The following is a 19,896-nucleotide window of genomic DNA, read 5'->3' as shown; positions in this document are numbered from 1 at the left end:
AAATTAAGGGCAAGAGGGATGAAGCCAATCAAAAGTCGGTGTATGCTAATGGAAAGTCACTGAATTTTGTTAGCCATGGCATTATTGCACCTTGATGCTGGATTGCTCCATTCTGCGGTTATTCATGCGTGTTACACCCTCATCCAACAACGCGAATCACTGAATGCCATTAACCTGTTTCCGGTAGCCGATGGCGATACAGGGGATAACATGGCGGCCACCGCAAGAGCCATCGTTACACATGCCAAACCGATGGCAGGCATGGAGGCGACATGCCGCGCCATTGCGGATGCGGGCATATTGGGGGCACGCGGCAACTCCGGCATGATCTTTTCACAGTTTTTTAATGGGCTTTTAGAGGCCACGATGCCGCCACAACTGGATACGCGGTATTTTGCCGCAATGGTCAGCCGTGCCGCTGCCAGCGTGCGCGCCGCCATTGTTAATCCGGTTGAAGGTACCATTCTGACGGTCATGGAAAGCTGGGCCTTAGCCCTGGAAAACGCAGCCGTGCGCACCTCCTGTTTCAACCAGTTAATGATTGACACCCAACCCTTCCTTGAAGAAGCGCTGCAGAGAACCGCCAACACATTAACCGTTCTTAAAGAAGCGCATGTGGTCGATGCCGGGGCCCTGGGATTTCGGCTTTTTGTGAACGGATTCGCAGAATTTTTAGCCAATCCCCTGCAAAAAGTGGAAACAACAGAACTTCTGCGCTGTGAATCACATCATGAAGAGCAACCCGTCAGTGGCCAACCACCCGTTACCCGCTATTGTACCGAAGCCATGTTGGTCGGCGAGGGAATTGACAAAGCGGCCATTACGCAGGCCGTCCAGGACAAGGGAGACAGTATTGTATTGACAGCCAATTCCCGCATCTGTCGACTGCATCTTCATTGCGATAAACCCTGGCAGGTTTTTTCTTCTCTGCAATCGTTAGGCAAAGTGCAATACCCCAAAGTCGACGACATGCTTCGTCAATACGAAATTATCCATCAGCGTCGATACCCCATTGCCTTGGTCACGGATACGTGTGCCAATATCCCACACGACGTGGCTGATCAGTATCAAATTCATTTTATCACCATCAATGTCCATTTCGACGGCCATGATTTACTGGATCGTTATTGCCTTGATGGTGAAAATTTTTACGACCATTTAACGCAATCCGTGGTTTACCCCACCACCTCGTTTCCCGCCCCCGCGCTAATTGAAGAAAAGCTGCGGCACCTGTCAGCGCATTATGAACACGTGCTGGTTCTCAGTGTGGCTAAAGCCTTAAGCGGCACGCACGATGCCATTGTCAAAGCGAGCCAGCCGTTTGCCAATGTTCACGTAATTAATTCCCGCCATGTTGCCGGCAGCCAGGGTCTTTTACTGAATCATGCCGCGGAATTGATTGCTGACGGGCACAGCATTGAAGCGATTAAACAGAGTCTGCAGGATAAAATTGCCAAAACGAAAATTTTTGTCATGGTCAACCAGTTCGACTCTTTAATCCGCTCCGGACGGGTCAGCAAATTGAAAGGCATGCTGGCGCAATTTTCCGGCGTCAAGCCAATCATTACCCTTGATGAAGAAGGGAAAGGCATTATCCACGACAAGGCGTTCAGCGAGACCAAAGCCTTAAGCAAACTGGTGTCACTCATTCAGGAACAGGCCAGTGGCAAGGGTCTGGACAATTATTGCATTATTCATGCGGGGGTACCGGAAAAGGCGGAGGAATTTGCCTTGATGACCACGGAAGCCTTTGGTTATGAACCCGCTTTCATCGAGCCGGCCTCCACGGCCATTGGTCTTCATGCCGGCAAAGGCAGTGTTGCCCTGGCGGCCATTGTGAATTAGGCCGCTGCTTCCCCGGCTCTTTGCTGTGAACGTAAAATCCAGGCAAGGAGTAAGCCATACAGCGGCACAAACGACACCAGGCTGATAATCAACTTAAACACCAGATCAACGCTGGCAATTTCTAACCAGTGCTGGCTTAAAAACGGGTTGCTGCTGTGAAAAAAAGCAATAAAGAAAAAACAATACGTGTCGAGCAGATTTCCCCAGGTTGTAGAAAACACCGGCGCAATCCACCACGGTTTCTTTTGACGCAGACGTTGAAATAATAAAATATCGCTTAACTGCCCGAAGACGTAAGCAACAAAACTGGCTAAGGCAATGCGCAGGGCCATGGCATTGCCAGCAAACAGGGTATGGTAAGTCAGCACATTGGAAATCAGGTAAGAGCCGACCAGCCCAGGGAGCATGGCAAGGTAAACAATCCGGCGCGCGACCGCCGCCTGGGTAAGACGGACGGTTAAATCGGATAAAATAAAAATCAATGGGTAGCTTAAAGCACCCCAGGTGGTTTTAAACCCGGCCACATCAAAGGGGTATTGCACCAGTACATTACTTAAACAAAGAATGAATACATGGGCAATGAGAAGCAGATTGAAATAGCGTTTATCCATTAAAATCGAACGACAAGGTCTCGTCCTCACTTTCTTCTTCAACCGGGAGGGATGCGAGTGTTTGTTCTACCCTGTGTTTTAATTCCAAAACCTGCGGTTGACGGCTGCTTAATCCATTGCGTGCATAAAGCCAGACATCAATCGCATGCAAAATCTGCCGCAACGCTTCCTGTTGATCGATAATGACGGCATTGGAATACCAGCGAATGGCTTTATCCAGTTCCCGGGTGGCATCGGAGCGCCAGGTCAACCAATGCCGCTGGCTGTGTTTTTTCCACCAACTGTAGAGTGTTTCACCACTTGATGGGAATGAAAAAACCGGTTGCTCCCTGCCTAAGGATTGCGTTAACCGGAGGGTGTTGGGCTTTGCCTCCGCCTCGTTAACCCTGGAGCCTTCCGTGGTCTGTATTTCCTTATCAACCCATTTCAGCAGTGTTTTGATGACCTTGTGACGATGCGACGATAATTCATTAATGGTGTGCATGTGCTGCCAATTCAGGATTTGAGTCCGCAGCAATTGCAAGGCGGTCAGTTTTTTTTCCTTTAATTGCCTTTCCTTAGATGCCAGCAACGATGAAAATTCGGTGATGCTTTTATCCAGCAGACTGGTTTGATAACTGGGGAAAAAACGCCCCGTGAGGGTTGGGTGTTTTTCTTTTTTCCACCAACTGAAAATATCCCCCCACTCCTTGTGATTTACTGTCGATCCTGAAGAGCATAAAGAAGGCATAATTGATCATATTGGTTAAGTTAGCGCAATAATAACACAAAATAAATTTTTTACAATACTTTACAGTTTTGTTACTTCAAAACGGTTTTTTATAAATTTGTCTTTTATGATAAGGTGTTACAGCCAAAAAATGTGGATTTAGTTATAAGGAAATAAAATGTCTGGTTTTTTTAATAATGCAATAAATACCTTAAGACCCGCTGCCTACTCGTCTTCCTCTGGACATCGACACACGCAGAGGGTCCAAGCTGTCACAGAAATTTTAGGGTCCGGCCTTCAGAATCTTGATGTCAAAGCCGTCATCCCCGCTAAATTCGCACAAATACTGATCGCCCTTTTTTCCATGTTCCGTACGGATACTCATGGAAGTGAAAAGGGGGTGCAATTTTTGCAGTTTGCATTAGCAGCCACACAACTGGGCTTGATTATCGCGTTGTTTGCTGAAGACAATACCTGTGAGGACGAAAATAACGCGCTTTGTAAATCAAAGCTTCTGGTGGATCTGTTTTTTGAAGGGCTCCTCGCTTTCTCCTTCGCTCTCGCCGAAGCATCCAAGGACGAAACCAGCACACCGTCGCAAACTGCGCCGGAACAGCCGACGGTAGACGATACATCCGAATTACCCGATCATGTTTCTATCAATATCAGCGACAAGGACAAAGGCAAGGGACCTGCCAGACTGATTATTGAAGATGAAGAAGCTCAAAAAAGCACTCATGAGTCTGAGGATGAAGACGGCCTTGATAATAAGAATAGCTTCAAAGCCTAAACGGTAGCCGCCGCTCAGATCTGGGCGGCATCAATCACCAGCGCATTGTCCTCATCCTCCGAGTAGTCTTCGTTGTCCAAATTGACGTTGTTCAATGCGTTACGCAGGTTGTTCAGTTTTTTAAGCGATTCGGTCTCCGTCAGAAAGAACGTTGGTTTTCCCGTTTTCTTCTTCATGATTTCAACCGCGATAAAATAACCAATCACCAGCATCAGGATTCCAGCCAGGATTTCTTTACAGCCCCGATGATCTTCAAAGGTTTCGACACAACCATCCATCAGCCGTTCGGTTTCGTATTGCAGGGTCTTTAACGCTTGCTGTTCAGTTTTATCGCTGCAATAATAATGCTGCAGTTTCGAACGAACATCGATGGCTAACTGGTTAGCCTTGTCGCCGGCGCCCGTTTTGCCGCGTTCGTGTAACTGTTTAGCCTTTTTCTCAAGCTTCATCACTTGCAGTAAAACCGGCTCCATCTGTTTCATGCGCCGCTCGTATCGCTGCTGTTGTCGGCTAAGCTTCGCCTGATGATCCTTCTCAAGAAGCCTAAGTTTCTGTTCATGATGTTGCTGTAATTCGTCAATTTTTTGAGTGGTGGCCTTGCTGTTGTCTTCTGCCAGTTTCTCATAAAAGGCGTCCTGCACTTTCAATTGCAAAATCAGGGTTTCATTGGCGATTTGAGCTTTTCCAAGCTCCTGCGTCAACGACTGCAACGTGAAGGCGGAATACAGTTTAGGGGCTTGCTTCAGACTGCTTTTTCCCTGCTCAATGGCCTCATTTAAGCAATCCATTGCCTTCTCGTTGACATCTGCGCCGAGCATCAGCCAGCTGCTTTCCAACGAGGGCGTTTTCGAAACATCGGCATAACATTCCTTTAATTTCCGCTCGGCTTCGTCTAACTGTTTGCAATAGCGTTTGATGCCTTCATCATCACTGACATAGTCCGCCGTAAAATACTCACGCACCAGCCGCAATTTCTGCAACAATTCGACTGCTTCAGCCTGTAAACTGTCCAGGCGTTTTTCGAGCAGGATTTCCTTCTGGACATTTTTTAATTGGGGATCAACGCTCAATTGTTTAGTAAATAACTCATCAATTCGCTTTATCGCCCTGATGTAGGTGTCTGGCAACCCTTTTAAGCCCATTATTGCCTTTACTTTCATCGAAAAGGCCTGATAAAAACTGGCATCTCCCTGCTGTAATCGGGTAATGATAGCTAACAACTGATTCTGCAGGGGCAATATTGCTTTATTTTCGTCCAGATTGTTGGCCGCAATAAACGCATCATAAACCCGATGCAGGTAGGTAGCGAAATCCAGGGCGATAAAACTTTTAACTTGCCGCTCGCCCTCAACCGCAGACGCAGGTTTTGCCAATAACTGCTTCATCAGTAAATCCGTTTTACCTTGTTGGCTGTTTCCCTGAAGCTCAATTAAAAACGCCTTTATTTGAGGCCAGTTTTCATCGGTTAATTTCACCTGCATTGCGCCGTATTTATCTGGCGGAAAGCACTGTTTTTCTGTCATTAGTTTGGCCTGGTAAACCGGATCACTGAAATACAGGGAGCCAGCGGCAGTATAGATGTCTGAGGCGCCAAGCAGCGAATGCCCCTGGCCAAATTGATCAGTACCGTGCTGTTCATTGGCAACAGGGGCTGATTCGCCCCATAAAAGATGCAGGGCCGATGTCGCAGGCGCACTTTGTTCAAGGCCGGCCATGAGCAATTGCTTTTCATCGTAGCGGTGGAAATACAAATGCCCACTGTAACCATTGGCGGTAATGGTTTTCTGGTTGGCATTCCGCTGTCCTTCCCCGCCCATTGCGATGTTTACGCCAAAATCACGGGCTGTTTTAAGGTAGGTTGGCAGTTGCCCGGCCAAACCCAACACCAGGCCCTTTAATTCGACAATGGCATTGGGCGTGTCCCGATCCACGCCATGGGTAGCCGAACGGGAAACTACAGCGCTGTCGTCTTCAGGGAGGGGGAAAAACGTTAGAAATTCCTGCCGGTTTGCAACAGACAACTCGTGATAATCAAAGATAATGCGGCTGGCGTGGGAAAGGTAATCAATGACGCTTAATTGATGGGACGGGGGTTGCAGCCCCTCGCTTTTGCTCAAATAATCACGAACGCGAAACTCACCGTGAGCAATGCAGGCCGCCATCAGCTGCGCCATCTGGACGGCTCGCTTGTCGGTTTGGCTGTGCTTGAAGGTATTAGCCCACTGTTCAGCGACAGCCTTTTGGTCCTCGTCAATACTTCGTGCAACAATCTGTTCTTTTAACAGCATCGTTTTTTATTCAAATTATAAACAGATTGGCAATATAACAGGCCCAGCTTAACTCTACCTTAAGTCGAAGGCGAATTAATGGACATTGTTAAACCAGATGTTAATGCTTTCCACCATGGTTGGATGGGCAAACATCATGTCTCGCAGCACCGGATAGGGTAATTTCATTTCCATCGCCACCTGCAGGGTGCCTAAAATTTCTCCCGCTTCGGCACAGAGGATGGAAACCCCAAGAATTTCGTCCGTATCCGCATCGATGACTGCTTTGAGCATGCCCGTGGTTTCCCCCTGGGTTTTTGCCCGGGGAATCATGGCGGCCTGGATTTTGGCAATTTTGATGGCACGACCGGATTGACGCGCCTCGGTCTCGGTCATGCCGAGGCGTGCCAACTCTGGATCAAGGAACACGGTGTAGGGGATTAAGCGACCATGCCGGCTGCGTTTGTTGTCAGGATGATTGAGATTGTATTTGACCAACCGGTAATCATCCCAGGATAAGTGGGTAAATTGTGCGCCGCCTTTGACATCCCCTAAAGCCCAAATTCCATCCACAGAGGTTTCGAGATAATCATTGACTTTCACGAAACCACGCTCGTCCACGGCCACACCGGTTCGATCAAGCCCTAAACCGGCAGTATTGGGGATACGCCCAACCGCTGCCAGGATATCGCTGCCCTGCACTGTTACTGACTGCCCCGCGTGATAAATATCAAGCATCACCTGTTTGCCCTCTTTCATCACCTGATTTATTTTGGCATCGATAAGAAACTGAATCCCTTCATGCTGAAGCATGGTTTGCACCTGCTCAGCCACATCCCGGTCTTCACGTGCAAGAAAAATCGGTGCCGCCTCAATGACGGTCACCTGCGAACCAAAGCGGCGAAAAATCTGCGCAAACTCCAAACCGATATAGCCGCCGCCAATGATGATTAAATGGGCCGGCAAATACTCACTGTTCATCAGGGTCTCATTGGTATGATAATGAACCTGGGACAAACCGCTGATGGGTGGGATGAAGGGCAAAGCCCCGGTATTGATAAAGAGGCGATCGGCCGTGATGAGTTCTGTCTTTTTGCCTTCCTGCGGCTGACCAAACGTCACCTCAATGGTTTTGTAATCCACAAAGCGGCCGCGGCCTAACAGTAAATCCATTCCTGAATCTAAAAATTGTTTTAAATTGGCATCCCGCATGCCTTTTACTACCGCCTGCTTGCGGGCACGCAGGGCCTTGAAATCCACCGGCTCAAGATTAGCCTGTAACCCGTAGGCCTGGGCTGTGCGGCAGTAATGGGCTATTTTTGCTGATTTAACCAGTGTTTTTGTAGGAATACACGCCACATTAATGCAAGTTCCGCCAATTTGATTATCTTCAACCATGGCCACATGCTGCCCACTTTTTGCTAAATCCATCGCCAGGGTTTTACCCGCCTTGCCGCCACCAAGAATGATTGCATCGTACTTGCTTACCATGGGAAGTCTCCGCCTTGTTCATCAGGGTTAATGAATGACGCCGTCAATAGTCATTACGGGCCTTGAGTAATTCCTGCAACGGTTTTGGTAAAAGGGAATGTGCCCTGTCCGTGAGTGAACGCTCATGTTTCTGCCATAAGGTACCAAGATAAATAATGAGGATGCCGATGGCTGTGAGCGACACCGGGAAGAAAGCGCTGTCTTTAAATACATTCCACGCCAGGTGCCCTAAATAAAAGGCACAGCCCAAGGCACCAAAAATCACAAAGACTTTTCTAACCAGCACCACGCCAATACCTATCATCAGCAGATTAATACAGAAATAAAAAAATTTGGATAATTCGCTGTCCGAATTTTGCGAAGACAACCCGCCCCAAAAGGCCATTACTCCAAACAGATATAACCAGAATGCGTAATCGCCGGAATGACGTGAGCGCACATCAACCCAAAAAGCCAACAGGACAATCGTCAATCCAAAATACATGGATACCAGGGCACGCAATTCAAAATCAAAGGCATTTTCGCCCACAATCAAGGCTGTAATGTCCATTGACAGGTACCAGAGTGTGACAGCAATGGGCATCACCATAAACGGATAGCGATATATCCACGCCAGAATGACACCCACAGCCAGGGTGCCCAACTCCATGAAAATCCAGTTCCATTGCACATAGCGATGGTAATCGCTGTAAGTGCTTTGAGAAGGCCACCACCCCATGGCTACCTGCAAACCGTAAATAGCCAGTGGCGTCAAACAGACAACAAAGGTAGCGCAGATGCCAGCCGGCACATGCAATTCTCTTTTTTGACAAATCGCGGCCAAACAAAGCCCAAGAATGGCATAAAGAACGGACAGGTAAAAAATCCCCCAGCCGCCGAAGGCCTCCCAGCTCAGATTCATAAACAGCGTCATCGCGCCAATGGCTAGCAATCCGCCAAGGTAGTAAAGCACATTGGTCAAATTAAATGCAGGGCCCTGCTCGGGCTGCCTCTGCAGGAACTCAAACAACGCCTCCGCCTGCTCTCTGGAAATAATGTTGGCAGCAACGGCTTTGTTTAACACCCCATGCGATATTCTCATCACGCCTCCAGACCAATAGAGCAAGCCCTTTTTCCTCTTTAGAGTATAGATAGCTTTATAAAAAGTGCTTGATTAATTGGCATAAAGGGAGGAATCACGTTGCTTTTAAAGTTTGCGAACTTCTTGTTCATTGACTAGATTTATTATTATTTATTCATTTTCTACAAAATAAAGGATTATTTTGATGGAAAAAGAAGCCCTGTGTCAGGCCTTGTTAACGGTCAGAAATACCACTGAAACCATTTGCGAACCCTTGTTGACAGAGGATTATGTCATTCAAAGCATGCCGGATGTCAGTCCGCCAAAATGGCATCTTGCCCACACCAGCTGGTTTTTTGAAACTTTTTTGCTAACCCCGCATTGCAAAGAATACCGTCTTTTTAATCAGGCATTTGGCTATTTATTTAACTCCTATTACCAAAGCATTGGCAAACCTTACACGCGGGCGCAACGAGGCTTGTTGTCGCGGCCAACCACGGAAACCGTTTACCGCTATCGCCGCCATGTGACGGACCACCTGCTGGATTTCATTGCACAAATGCCCCGCCAGCAATTGGAGGAACTTACCCCGTTACTGCTTTTGGGTTTTGAACATGAACAACAGCATCAGGAGTTGCTGTTCATGGACATCAAGCATAATTTTTTTATTCATCCGGATTGGCCGGCTTACCTTTCCAGACGCGCCAGTGGGGAGAAAACCTCGGGTGAACGGCCCTTGACTTTCAGTGAGTCACAAGGCGGCGTGGTGAATATCGGCTTTGGGGATGATGGCTTTTGCTTTGATAATGAAAGCCCTCGGCACGCCTGCCTGCTTAAACCCTACCGTCTGGCTAATCGTCTGATCACCAACGGGGAATACCTTGAATTTATTGAAGCCGGCGGTTATCAGCAACCACAGTGGTGGCTGGCAGACGGCTGGGATTGCGTACAGGCCAATCAGTGGCAGGCGCCCCTTTACTGGATTAAGCAGGATAACACCTGGCAGATCTATACCTTACGCGGGATGGCGCCGCTTCATGCTGATGAACCGGTGGCGCATGTCAGCTATTACGAAGCCGAAGCCTATGCGCGTTTTCGTGATGCGCGTCTACCTCGGGAAGAGGAGTGGGAGCATTTTGTAGTGAGTAAACCCTTAACTCCGGCAAACGGCCATTTCATGGAAGAGGGCCGCTTTCATCCGGTTCATGCGGAGCGTACTGAAGACCCGCAACAGTTTTTTGGTGATTTATGGGAATGGACTGCCAGCGCCTTCTCTCCCTATCCCGGCTATCGCAACGAGCGTGGCTTTCTGGGGGAATACAATGGCAAATTCATGAGCAATCAGATGGTGTTAAGGGGAGGAAGCTGCATCACGCCGCAAAATCACATTCGTGCCAGCTACCGTAATTTTTTCCAGCCCGAAAAGCGATGGCAGTTCAGCGGGATTCGTCTCGCGGCCGATAACGAAGGATAATAATATGAGCCAATACATTAAGCTTATTGATGAAGCAAGCGATGAAAAGCAGCAGCTACGGGAGGACATCCGTCTCGGCTTGTCGCAAACCGAAAAACAAATACAATCGAAATATTATTATGACGAGGCAGGTTCCGAGTTGTTTAACCAGATCACCCGTCATCCCGATTATTATTTAACCGGGTGTGAGCTGGAAATCCTGCGTCGCTACAAGGACGACATTTCCACACGGGTAGGCAGCGACACATTCAATCTGATTGACCTTGGTCCGGGGGAAGGCATCAAGACCGGGCTTTTAATTGAGCAGTTCATCAACGACAACCGCGCCTTTACTTACGTGCCCATTGATATATCGCAAAAATTCCTCGATCATGTCATTGATCGGGTCAGCGCGCAATTTGCCGGTATTGAAACCATTGCCTTAAACTCTGATTACCTGGTGGGAATGGAGTGGCTGATGAACAATTCCAGCCAACGCAATGTGGTCTTGTTTCTTGGTTCAAGCATTGGCAATTTTGATCTGCAAAGCACCGCCTTTTTTCTGGATACCCTGCGCACTTTTTTGCGATCGGGAGACTATGTTCTTATCGGGTTCGATCTGCGCAAGGACATTGATATTCTTATGAAGGCCTACAATGACAGCGATGGGTTAACCCGTGAATTCAATCTCAATCTGTTAAAGCGCATTAACCATGATTTGCATGGCCATTTTAATGTCGATGCCTTCTATCATTATGGCACCTACAATGTGCATACCGGCGCGATGGAGAGTTATCTTTTGAGTCTTGAAGAACAAACCGTGGAAATTGATGATTTAAATACTGCGTTTACCTTCCGGAAATTTGAACCCATCCACGTGGAGACATCCTACAAATACCTTCGCTCGCAGGTTGAAAAACTAGCCGCCGATGCCGGATTCAGGATCGTGAAAAATTACACCGATCACCGGGGCTATTTTATCAACTCGCTCTGGCAAGCTGATTGATTACGGCAGGGGTTGGCGTCCGTTGGCTTGTGTCGCGCTTAATCCATCGTCTCGCAATTCCAGCCATACGGCGTTCATGATGGCAAAAATACAAGCCATGGCCGTGCCTAAAATCCAGGAAAAATACCACATTCTTGTCTCCTAATAAGCTGTTTCACGATTCTGAATTACCGTTTCTTCCGTGACCTTGCCGCGCAGCACGCGATAAACCCAGGCTGTGTAAAGCAGGATAACCGGCATAAAGACAACGGTGGCCACCAGCATGATGAAGAGGGTTAAATGGCTTGACGAGCTGTCCCAGACGGTCAGACTCTGCGCCGGATTGGTGATGGACGGCAGAATAAATGGAAACATGCTAATGCCTACCGTCGCAATAATCCCGACTACAGACAGGGCGCTGAATACAAAAGCGGCGACGCGGCGGGCAGCCAGCACCAACGCCATGATTGCCCCTGCAATCCCTAACAAGGGCACAGCCAGCAAGAGCGGGTAATTACCGTAATTGTCAAACCAGGCGGCCGGGGCCTTGATCACGGTTTTATAAAACGGGTTAGAAGGACCGTCGTGAACAACCGGACTGGTTAACACATAACCATCAATCCCACTGTAGAGAGCAATACCACCAACAACAAAGAGTACGACCGTCAGTAACGCACTGACTCTCGCCGCTTTGCGGGCGCGCTCCTGCAAAAGGCCTGTCGTCTTTACATTTAAAAAGAAAGCGCCGTGCATGGCCAGCATGCTGACTGACAGCAAGCCGCACAACAGGGCGAAGGGATTTAACAGGGCAAAAAAGCTCCCCGTGTAAAAGGGCCTTAAGCTCTCATCGTAGTGAAAGGGGACACCCTGCAACACATTGCCGACAGCCACCCCGAAAATTAAGGCCGGCACGACACCCCCGACAAACAATGCCTTGTCCCAGGTGCTACGCCAGACCGGACTGCTCAATTTCGAACGGTATTTAAACCCGACCGGACGTAAAATCAGCGCCAGCAGGACCAGCAGCATGGCCAGATAAAATCCGGAAAATGACAGGGCATACAGCGCCGGCCAGGCGGCAAAAATCGCCCCGCCCCCAAGGATAAACCAGACTTGATTGCCCTCCCAGGTGGGCGCAATGCTGTTAATCAGTACCCGTCTTTCCATGTCGGTTTTAGCCAACCAGGGCAGCCACATGGCAACACCGAGGTCAAAACCATCCATAACGGCAAAGCCGATGAGCAGGACACCGAGCAGCATCCACCAGATCACACGCAGCGTTTCGTAATCCAAAGGCATCAATGTTCTCCTCGTAGAAGATTATCGGGACCAAGACGGATGTATTTAAGCATCAGAAAGACTTCGATAATGGCGAGAATGGTATAAAAGAGCACGAAACCGCCGATTGACGTTAAAACCTGACCCGCACTGATCGACGAAGTCCCCATCATCGTGGGCAGAATGCCTTGTACCGCCCAGGGTTGCCGGCCATATTCCGCCACAACCCAACCTAACTCCGCGGCAATCCAGGGTAACGGTAAAGACCACAACGCCACATGCCAATACCAGCGGGTGGTATGAAGGCGGCGTTTGACGGACAAATAAAACCCCACGGCGAATAACAGAATCAGAAAAATGCCACAAGCCGCCATGATGCGGAAAGAGAAAAACAGGGGCATGACGCTGGGCTTGAGATCATGGGCCGCCTGGTTGATTTGTTCCTCTGTCGCATCCACCACATTCTCGGTGTATTTTTTCAATAAAAGGCCATAGCCCAATGCGTCGCCGTGCATGGCAAAATCGGTCTTGGCGGTTTCATCGGCAGGATTTTTCTGCAAACGCGACAACGCGTCATACGCCAACATGCCTTGACGAATTTTTGCTTTCCCCTGCTCAATTAATTCTTCAATGCCTTCCAGTTGCTCATTGAATGAACGGGTGGCAATGATGCCAAGAACGTAAGGAATTTTTATTTCATAATCGGTGCGTTGCATGGCTTCATTCGGTATGCCGAATACCGTCAAATCCGCAGGCGCTTTTTCGTTGTGCCACATGGCTTCAATGGCAGCCAGCTTCATCTTCTGGTTACTGTTGGTGAGATAACCGCTTTCATCCCCTAAAACCACCACTGACAGTGCAGACGCCAGGCCAAACGACACCGCCACCGTCATGGACCGTTTGGCAAAATCGACATTGCGCCCGCGCAAAAGGAAATAGGCGCTGATTGACAGGACGAAAATCGCCCCGGTCACGTAACCGGCGCTGATGGTGTGAACAAATTTGGCCTGGGCCACCGGGTTGAAGATGACCTCGCTGAAATCACTGACTTCCATGCGCATGGTTTGAAAATTAAAAACAGCGCCGACCGGGTTTTGCATCCAGCCATTGGCAATCAGGATCCACAGGGCCGACAGGTTGGTGCCCAAGGCCAGAAGCCAGGTGCAGACCATGTGTTGAAATTTGCTGAGCTTGTCCCAGCCAAAGAAGAAGAGTCCCACAAAAGTGGCTTCCAGAAAGAAGGCCATTAGGCCTTCAATGGCCAGCGGCGCACCAAATACGTCGCCAACATAGTGCGAATAATAAGACCAGTTGGTGCCAAATTGAAATTCCATGGTCAAGCCAGTCGCCACCCCCAGCACAAAATTGATGCCGAACAAAATCCCCCAGTATTTGACCATTTGACGCCAGATTTCGCGTCCGGTCATCACGTAGACGGTTTCCATAATGGCCAGCAACAGGGAAAGACCCAGGGTCAGGGGAACAAAGAGAAAATGATAAAGGGCAGTCAGGGCAAACTGCAGGCGGGAGAGATCAACGACATCACTACCAGGAATCATGATAACCTCAACGGATGGTTAATGGGGGGACGAATTATTTCATCGACTGCGTCTCATCAGAAACAGAGGATCCCAGTAACCATTGCCGCGCATCCCTAACCGGTTTTTCAACATGGCTGAAACACACCCACCACAACAGCACAAGCAGTATGAATTTAACAAGCAGTGTAATGGATATGTCGCGTGTCAGAGCTTTCATTTTCAATCCAAACCAGGCATGGTAATGGGAAACCCCTATATTCTGTCACCATTGCGATGCTTCAACAAGTAGTGACGTTATTCACTTTGCAAAATAGGAAGCGTGTGCAAAACTTAAGCCCTGACTCGTATCATTTAAACCCCAGGTTGGGCATCCATGACAGCACGTATTCAAATCCATTATGAGAACAATCCAGCGCCAGAGGACATCCAGATTTTGGGCGATGGCATCGTCGCTTACGCGAAATTAAAAAAAGACCAGCCAACGATTACCCCTTTCGCTTTTTTCTTGCGCGATGAAAACGGCACCATCTGCGGAGGCTGCCATGGCTCCATGTATTATGGCTGTTTATACATCGATCTTTTATGGATTGACGAAGACTTACGAAATAAAAAATGGGGAACCCAGCTCATGCAATCCGCGGAAGAATTGGGCAAAGCCCAGGGTTGTCTGTTCTCAACAGTCAATACCATGGATTGGGAAGCACTCGGTTTTTATCAGAAGCTGGGCTACGACATAGAATACAAACGTTCAGGTTATCTCAACCATTCGACCCTGTATTTCCTGAAAAAGGAGTTAAGTCAACCCGATTGTAAGCGCAAGGGAAAGGACCGTGGCGGGTAAACCTGTAGACTATTGGCGAAAGGAGTTTGCAATCTATTCCTCCTGGAATCATAAATCAGAGGCCAAGGTACGCATTCAGGGCAAAGTGCCCCCGACCTGGTTTGCCTGCATGGCCGCCATCAAACTCTTGTGTGACTACTCCGCAAGCTCCCGTCAAAAGACCACGGGACTGGAAGGCGGCTATGGAATGAATCGATTTTGGGCCGGACGCTGGGGTACCCATCATGGCAATGCAGTAAGGGAAGCACTGTCTGACATGGAAAAAATGGCGCCGAACCAACGCTCCATCCCGTTGTTAATGACTATCCTTAAAAAGAAACTTGACGGTAAAAGGCTCGCCGGTGATGGTGATCTTACCCGTATTCTTAAGGTAATCGAGGAAAAAACCGGCGTCACGCTCCAAAACAGCGAAGACGCTGCATTTAATCACTGCGCAATGAAACAATAGGCTCAAGCTTCGCCGCCCGTTTAGCGGGATAAAAGCCAAAAAAGACACCTGTCGCCACCGAAACGAGAAAACCGGCGAAAGGCGGCATCCAGTAAAACTGGAAGGGCCAGTCGCTAAAATAAGCCATGATGCGGGTGAACAACAGGCCCAGAATGACGCCAAGAATCCCGCCCAGTAAAGACAGCATCACCGATTCCATCAGAAAAAGCGCCTGAATCTCACGGTTTTTAGCTCCCACCGCCTTACGTATCCCGATCTCCTTTTTGCGTTCGCTGACAGAAACCAGCATCACATTCATAACGCCGATGCCGCCCACCAACAGCGAAATGCTGCCGATGACGGCGAGCAGGAGCGTAAAAATCTGCCCCTGGCTTTCCATGCTGGCAATGATTTGTTTTGCACTGCGCGGAAACACCTGCAATTTTGGCGATTGCGCGGTAATGACTTGTTTGATGTCATCAATGATCTCATCAATCGGGCTTTCGGGTTTAAGCAATAACACGGCATTCGTGACTTTGCTGTCTTTGCTGATTAAAGGCATGCCGGCTATCGGTACAATCACGGCTTGATTGATGTCTTCATTAAAAAAGCCATTTTCCTGCCAGGGTTTGGCCACGCCGATGATGGTATACAGCGCCCGTCCAATCTGCAGTTGTTTGCCAATGGGATCATCCTGCGTGACTTGCCTCATTTGCCTGGCGATGCCATCGCCAATCACGCAGTAATGTTCAAACGACTCGACAAAGGAAACAAAATGGCCTTGTGTCAAGTCAATGTGGATGATTTCTTTCAGGGACTCATCCGCGCCGATGATCGCCCCCTGCAGGGTCTGGCCAGCAAAGCTCATGGGTTGATACGCTGTGGCATAGGGGGCAATCTGCAGGATATCCGGGATACGATCAGGCAGTTGCCGCCAAACCGGCAAGGGAACCTCGCTGGTCTCGCTGTGGGATTTGCTTTGTTCTTTCTGATAAACGGCAATGGCTAACAAATCAGTACCCAGGGCTTTAAACTGGGCTAAGGCTTTTTCCGTGGCCAACTGGCCGCAACTGATTAACGCAACCACAGCGGCGGTGCCCACTAAAATACCCAACACGGCCAGAAAAGCACGCAATTTGGCAGCACCGAGATTAATTAACGCTTGTTGACCGTGATTGAGAAGGCTCATTGGCGGCTCTCGGAAACAATTTGCCCATCGGCCAGGGTAATACGCCGGGCGCATTGTGCGGCCACCTGCTCATCATGAGTCACCATAATGATAGTGCGTCCTTCGCGATGAAGATTTAAAAATAAATTCATGACATCGGTTCCGGTACGCGAATCGAGGGCGCCGGTCGGCTCATCGGCGAGAATGACCTGCGGCTCGCCCACCAGGGCACGGGCAATCGCCACCCGTTGCTGCTGGCCACCGGATAATTGCGTCGGACGATGCATGGCAAAATCCTGCATGGATACCTTTGCCAGGGCAGCCATCACCCGCTCTTCGATCTCCTGCGCTGGGACATGGCGGTAAATCAGGGGCAGCGCGACATTCTGGCGTGCCGTAAATCGCGGCAATAAATTAAACTGCTGAAAAACAAAACCGATTTTCAGATTACGCAGCGCCGCCAACTCATCCTCATTGAGACCGGCGATGTTGCGCTGATTAAGCCAATACTCGCCTTCATCGGCTTTGTCCAGTAAACCAATGATATTCATCAACGTTGATTTTCCTGAACCGGAAGCACCGACAATAGCCAACAAATCGCCGTGCTCCACGCTCAGGGAAACGCGTTTGAGCACCTGACTGACCACATCGCCAATCTGATAGGTTTTGACCAGTTGCCGAATGTCAATTAATGGTTGATTAGCCATATTCAACGACGTCACCCTCTTGCAATCCATCATTGACAATCACCTTGTCTGCTTCGGCCGCACCGGTGGTGATCACGCGTTTTTCAAGTTCTCCCTTCGGTGTGCGAACCATCACCACACTGGCACCTTTTTCCTGTTTCACGGCGGCAATGGGAACCATCAGGCTGGTGTCGCTGTCGACACTCAACTGGATGTTGGCGCTCATACCCACCTTGATCCAGCGGCGTTGTTCCGGCGTTAAATTTTTCACTTCGACGATGGCATTAAAGGAAGGCAGACCGCCGCCGCTGGTTAGTGACGCCTGGGCATTAACAGCCACCAGTTGGCCGTGCAAACTCTGCTTACCCAAAGCGACCCCGGTAATGGTTGCCTCCATGCCGGTATGAATTTTATCAATATCAATTTCGGGCACATCAATTTCCACACTGATGCCGCTTAAATCACCCACCAGGGCAATGACTTGCCCGGCTTTGACATTCGCGCCCACAGCAATACGGTTGCTTTTTTCATCCGCGGACTTTGGCGGGTAAAGCAGAACCCCTGTCGCAGGCGCCTTGAGATGGATGCGGTTGTGTTGGGTGGTCAAGGCCTGACGCACTTTATCAAATTGGGAGATGCTTAAAGTCGACAGGTTCGGCTCCTTCTGATCATCCATTTTTTCAAGCATTTCGGTCAATTTGCGCGTCGCCTGCATTAACGTTACCCGTGCGGTATCCAGGCTGGATTTTTCACTCAAATAATTGTTTTTTGAGAGCAGGCCTGCATCCCAGAGATCCTGGGTACCGGTGAATTTAGCCTTGGCAATGCTGAAACTGTCTTTGGCTTTAAGGTAATCGGTCAAGGTTTCATTGTACTGTTTTTGCAATTCACTGGAATTTAAGACAACAACGACCTCCTCTTTATCCACCAGTTGACCATAGTGATAGCGCATGGTTTCAACGACCGCATCCATGGGGCTGCTTAACGTGCTTTCATGCAGCGGCTGAATATTGCCGGTGAAGTACAGCGACTTGTGCAGGACCTCGGGTTTGACCACGTAACGCTGTGTATGCTCTTGCTTTATCTCTTTTTTGCCGCAGGCTGAAAGCAATAGTGCGGCCAGTAAAAGCCCCAGTAATTTTAGACTAATCTTCATTCCCCGTACCTGAGTTTAATTTGCCAATGATCCAGCGTGGTACCAAGGACACGCTGCAGATCGGACAGTTGATTAAGGTAAGCAATTTTGGCATTGATAAGGCCTGCCTGCGCCTGAATAAGCTGATTTTGCGTGTTGCTCACATCAAGGGCGCTGGCAATGCCTGCCTGCTGCTTTTTCTTTTCGAGCGCATAGGATTGCGCTGCCAGTTTGACCTGCTTTTCAGCCAGCACATAGCGTTTTGCCTGGCTTTGAATGTTATTGATCGTATTGGTAATGGTAGTAATCAGTGCCCGACGCATGGCGATGAGATTAAGTCTGTCTTTTTCAAGCTTCACCTTGGCATTAATCAATTGACTGCGGCGATTCACATCATGAATGGGAACCGTGAGGGTAATATTGGCCGATTCACTGGTATTGCGGCCATTGTAAATCCCCTTAAAACCATTATTGCCATCAACATCCGTAACCATGCCGCTCTGCACGTTGGCACCTACATCCAGCTGCCATAACTGTTGGTTTTTGGCGACGTCATAAGCTCGTTTATCTGCCCGCAACAGCATCTTCTGAGCGAGGAACTGGGCATTATGATTTAAGGCCATCTCAATGGATTGTTTTAAATCTGGGATGGTTATCTTATCCACAGTTACATCACTGGGTACAGCCAGGCGCAGTTGTGGATCCAGACCAATGGTTTGCAGCAGATCCTGTGCGGCAATCTTAAAATCATTTTCCGCCTGCTCCACCAGGAGACTTAAGGATTCGATTTGATAGGATTGTTGAATATTGGCGGTGGGTTCCAGCTGGCCGGCCTTGATTTTTTTTTCATTGATCGCATAGGTTTTTTGGGCCTCATCCAGTTGGCGGCGCTGATTTTCAAGGTTATTGCCGCTTAATATCAACGCGCGATAGGCACTGATGACCTGAGTGATCTGATCGCTGACCGCCTGTTGCAAATTGATTTTATTCAACCATTCACTGTCGATGGCATCCCGTAAGGCGGCTTCGTTCACGCCTTTGCCAAATCCCCTGAGCAAGGGTTGGGTCACTGAAAAATTAAGGACTGGGCTGTTGTTGTTAAATGCGGTGGCATTGTTCTCGAGGTTTAGCGACAACTGCGTGCCTAATTTGGTCTTCAGGTCCACTTCGGGGGTTAATAAAAAACTCTTGTTGGTGCTTTGACCAATGCCCTCAAAACGGTTGCGTTGTACGGCTGCCGAACCCGCCAGGGCATATTGCAACTCAAATTCATTATGAGCCAGACGCAATTGGTAACGCTGGATAATGCGATCGAGTTCTGCGTTTTTAATGTTTGGATTGTAGCGCAGCGCTAAAAGAATGGCTTCACGCAGGGTCAAATGCCGGGTTTTTCTGGTTTTGGCATCCGGTGCCGAGGGTAATTCCACCCAATGATGGAGCATGTATTCGGGGTTAGCGATTGCCAGGGCCAGACGCTGCTCCGCTTCATCAAGACGAATGGCTTCCTCACCGGGTTTATCTCCCCAGCGATTAAGCGATGTCCCGTTCACTGCGGGCGCCGTAGTGGCCCCTGTAAACCCGGGCATCAACAGGAAGAGCAACGCGCAGG

The 19,896-nt window shown here is 49.1% G+C and carries 19 protein-coding genes; 6 read left to right on the top strand and 13 right to left on the bottom strand.

The window, feature by feature from the left end; translation table 11 throughout:
* The first annotated feature begins 75 nt into the window (after positions 1-75).
* Positions 76-1,845, top strand: a complete 1,770-nt coding sequence (locus GH742_RS00340; protein WP_203455649.1) for a DegV family protein — start codon at positions 76-78, stop codon at positions 1,843-1,845.
* On the opposite strand, the gene GH742_RS00335 is transcribed toward GH742_RS00340, so the two are convergent.
* A complete protein-coding gene (locus tag GH742_RS00335; protein ID WP_203455648.1) occupies positions 1,842-2,456 on the bottom strand; it encodes a 7-cyano-7-deazaguanine/7-aminomethyl-7-deazaguanine transporter in 615 nt (204 codons plus the stop codon). The two genes, GH742_RS00340 and GH742_RS00335, sit on opposite strands and share 4 nt — an antisense overlap.
* Complete coding sequence (locus tag GH742_RS00330) at positions 2,449-3,186, bottom strand: hypothetical protein (protein WP_203455647.1); 738 nt, start codon at positions 3,184-3,186, stop codon at positions 2,449-2,451. The genes GH742_RS00335 and GH742_RS00330 overlap by 8 nt, the downstream gene beginning before the upstream one ends.
* Before the next feature lie 157 nt (positions 3,187-3,343).
* On the opposite strand from GH742_RS00330, the gene GH742_RS00325 reads away from it, so the two are divergent.
* Positions 3,344-3,955 (top strand): hypothetical protein, encoded by a 612-nt coding sequence (locus tag GH742_RS00325; RefSeq protein WP_203455646.1) that lies wholly within the window; start codon positions 3,344-3,346, stop codon positions 3,953-3,955.
* 14 nt (positions 3,956-3,969) lie between these two features.
* Here GH742_RS00325 and GH742_RS00320 read toward each other — a convergent pair whose 3' ends face one another.
* From GH742_RS00320 to GH742_RS00310, 3 genes are all read right to left on the bottom strand, one after another.
* Entirely contained in the window at positions 3,970-6,243 is a 2,274-nt protein-coding gene (locus tag GH742_RS00320) for a hypothetical protein (RefSeq protein ID WP_203455645.1), read from the bottom strand.
* Positions 6,244-6,318: 75 nt separating this feature from the next.
* A complete protein-coding gene (locus GH742_RS00315; RefSeq protein WP_203455644.1) occupies positions 6,319-7,713 on the bottom strand; it encodes a mercuric reductase in 1,395 nt (464 codons plus the stop codon).
* 43 nt (positions 7,714-7,756) lie between these two features.
* A complete protein-coding gene (locus GH742_RS00310) occupies positions 7,757-8,794 on the bottom strand; it encodes a DUF2157 domain-containing protein (RefSeq protein WP_203455643.1) in 1,038 nt (345 codons plus the stop codon).
* A 184-nt stretch (positions 8,795-8,978) separates the two neighbouring features.
* Here GH742_RS00310 and egtB point away from each other — a divergent pair, with 184 nt between their 5' ends.
* Together egtB and egtD are read left to right on the top strand one after the other, a co-directional pair.
* Positions 8,979-10,247: an ergothioneine biosynthesis protein EgtB gene (egtB, locus tag GH742_RS00305; RefSeq protein WP_203455642.1), complete on the top strand. Its 1,269-nt coding sequence runs from the start codon at positions 8,979-8,981 to the stop codon at positions 10,245-10,247.
* 4 nt (positions 10,248-10,251) lie between these two features.
* Positions 10,252-11,232, top strand: coding sequence for an L-histidine N(alpha)-methyltransferase (gene egtD, locus GH742_RS00300; RefSeq protein ID WP_203455641.1), 981 nt, complete (start codon positions 10,252-10,254; stop codon positions 11,230-11,232).
* Here egtD and cydX read toward each other — a convergent pair whose 3' ends face one another.
* Genes cydX through cydP form a run of 4 tightly spaced genes read right to left on the bottom strand, consistent with a single transcriptional unit; the run spans position 11,233 to position 14,247 of the window.
* On the bottom strand, positions 11,233-11,364 hold the full coding sequence (gene cydX, locus GH742_RS00295) for a cytochrome bd-I oxidase subunit CydX (RefSeq protein ID WP_203455640.1): 132 nt from the start codon (positions 11,362-11,364) through the stop codon (positions 11,233-11,235).
* A gap of 9 nt (positions 11,365-11,373) precedes the next feature.
* Entirely contained in the window at positions 11,374-12,510 is a 1,137-nt protein-coding gene (gene cydB / locus GH742_RS00290; RefSeq protein WP_203455639.1) for a cytochrome d ubiquinol oxidase subunit II, read from the bottom strand.
* A complete protein-coding gene (locus tag GH742_RS00285) occupies positions 12,510-14,048 on the bottom strand; it encodes a cytochrome ubiquinol oxidase subunit I (RefSeq protein ID WP_203455638.1) in 1,539 nt (512 codons plus the stop codon). Before GH742_RS00285 ends, cydB begins: the two co-directional genes overlap by 1 nt.
* A 34-nt stretch (positions 14,049-14,082) precedes the next feature.
* Complete coding sequence (gene cydP, locus GH742_RS00280) at positions 14,083-14,247, bottom strand: cytochrome oxidase putative small subunit CydP (RefSeq protein ID WP_203455637.1); 165 nt, start codon at positions 14,245-14,247, stop codon at positions 14,083-14,085.
* Between the two features lie 156 nt (positions 14,248-14,403).
* On the opposite strand from cydP, the gene GH742_RS00275 reads away from it, so the two are divergent.
* Together GH742_RS00275 and GH742_RS00270 are read left to right on the top strand one after the other, a co-directional pair.
* On the top strand, positions 14,404-14,871 hold the full coding sequence (locus GH742_RS00275) for an N-acetyltransferase (protein ID WP_239005230.1): 468 nt from the start codon (positions 14,404-14,406) through the stop codon (positions 14,869-14,871).
* On the top strand, positions 14,861-15,319 hold the full coding sequence (locus tag GH742_RS00270; RefSeq protein WP_203455636.1) for a hypothetical protein: 459 nt from the start codon (positions 14,861-14,863) through the stop codon (positions 15,317-15,319). Before GH742_RS00275 ends, GH742_RS00270 begins: the two co-directional genes overlap by 11 nt.
* On the opposite strand, the gene GH742_RS00265 is transcribed toward GH742_RS00270, so the two are convergent.
* Genes GH742_RS00265 through GH742_RS00250 form a run of 4 tightly spaced genes read right to left on the bottom strand, consistent with a single transcriptional unit; the run spans position 15,294 to position 19,873 of the window.
* Positions 15,294-16,487, bottom strand: coding sequence for an ABC transporter permease (locus GH742_RS00265; RefSeq protein WP_203455635.1), 1,194 nt, complete (start codon positions 16,485-16,487; stop codon positions 15,294-15,296). The two genes, GH742_RS00270 and GH742_RS00265, sit on opposite strands and share 26 nt — an antisense overlap.
* Complete coding sequence (locus GH742_RS00260) at positions 16,484-17,173, bottom strand: ABC transporter ATP-binding protein (protein WP_203456785.1); 690 nt, start codon at positions 17,171-17,173, stop codon at positions 16,484-16,486. Before GH742_RS00260 ends, GH742_RS00265 begins: the two co-directional genes overlap by 4 nt.
* Entirely contained in the window at positions 17,166-18,308 is a 1,143-nt protein-coding gene (locus tag GH742_RS00255) for an efflux RND transporter periplasmic adaptor subunit (RefSeq protein ID WP_203455634.1), read from the bottom strand. Before GH742_RS00255 ends, GH742_RS00260 begins: the two co-directional genes overlap by 8 nt.
* On the bottom strand, positions 18,305-19,873 hold the full coding sequence (locus GH742_RS00250) for a TolC family protein (RefSeq protein WP_203456784.1): 1,569 nt from the start codon (positions 19,871-19,873) through the stop codon (positions 18,305-18,307). The genes GH742_RS00255 and GH742_RS00250 overlap by 4 nt, the downstream gene beginning before the upstream one ends.
* Positions 19,874-19,896: the final 23 nt, after the last annotated feature.

The sequence above is a fragment of the Legionella sp. MW5194 genome (assembly GCF_016864235.1).
Classification (GTDB): Bacteria; Pseudomonadota; Gammaproteobacteria; order Legionellales; family Legionellaceae; genus Legionella_C.
The sequence above is the reverse complement of the archived record's forward strand: the minus strand, read 5'-3'. Positions and strand labels throughout refer to the sequence as shown.

Bases quoted from the DNA above. Each gene is read 5' to 3' on its own strand.
- GH742_RS00255 (WP_203455634.1), bottom strand. From the start codon at position 18,308: ATGAAGATTAGTCTAAAATTACTGGGGCTTTTACTGGCCGCACTATTG.
- GH742_RS00320 (WP_203455645.1), bottom strand. From the start codon at position 6,243: ATGCTGTTAAAAGAACAGATTGTTGCACGAAGTATTGACGAGGACCAA.
- GH742_RS00330 (WP_203455647.1), bottom strand. From the start codon at position 3,186: ATGCCTTCTTTATGCTCTTCAGGATCGACAGTAAATCACAAGGAGTGG.
- GH742_RS00275 (WP_239005230.1), top strand. From the start codon at position 14,404: ATGACAGCACGTATTCAAATCCATTATGAGAACAATCCAGCGCCAGAG.
- egtB (WP_203455642.1), top strand. From the start codon at position 8,979: ATGGAAAAAGAAGCCCTGTGTCAGGCCTTGTTAACGGTCAGAAATACC.
- GH742_RS00340 (WP_203455649.1), top strand. From the start codon at position 76: ATGGCATTATTGCACCTTGATGCTGGATTGCTCCATTCTGCGGTTATT.
- cydB (WP_203455639.1), bottom strand. From the start codon at position 12,510: ATGCCTTTGGATTACGAAACGCTGCGTGTGATCTGGTGGATGCTGCTC.
- egtD (WP_203455641.1), top strand. From the start codon at position 10,252: ATGAGCCAATACATTAAGCTTATTGATGAAGCAAGCGATGAAAAGCAG.
- GH742_RS00265 (WP_203455635.1), bottom strand. From the start codon at position 16,487: ATGAGCCTTCTCAATCACGGTCAACAAGCGTTAATTAATCTCGGTGCT.
- GH742_RS00285 (WP_203455638.1), bottom strand. From the start codon at position 14,048: ATGATTCCTGGTAGTGATGTCGTTGATCTCTCCCGCCTGCAGTTTGCC.
- GH742_RS00335 (WP_203455648.1), bottom strand. From the start codon at position 2,456: ATGGATAAACGCTATTTCAATCTGCTTCTCATTGCCCATGTATTCATT.
- cydP (WP_203455637.1), bottom strand. From the start codon at position 14,247: ATGAAAGCTCTGACACGCGACATATCCATTACACTGCTTGTTAAATTC.
- GH742_RS00250 (WP_203456784.1), bottom strand. From the start codon at position 19,873: ATGCCCGGGTTTACAGGGGCCACTACGGCGCCCGCAGTGAACGGGACA.
- cydX (WP_203455640.1), bottom strand. From the start codon at position 11,364: ATGTGGTATTTTTCCTGGATTTTAGGCACGGCCATGGCTTGTATTTTT.
- GH742_RS00315 (WP_203455644.1), bottom strand. From the start codon at position 7,713: ATGGTAAGCAAGTACGATGCAATCATTCTTGGTGGCGGCAAGGCGGGT.
- GH742_RS00260 (WP_203456785.1), bottom strand. From the start codon at position 17,173: ATGGCTAATCAACCATTAATTGACATTCGGCAACTGGTCAAAACCTAT.
- GH742_RS00310 (WP_203455643.1), bottom strand. From the start codon at position 8,794: ATGAGAATATCGCATGGGGTGTTAAACAAAGCCGTTGCTGCCAACATT.
- GH742_RS00325 (WP_203455646.1), top strand. From the start codon at position 3,344: ATGTCTGGTTTTTTTAATAATGCAATAAATACCTTAAGACCCGCTGCC.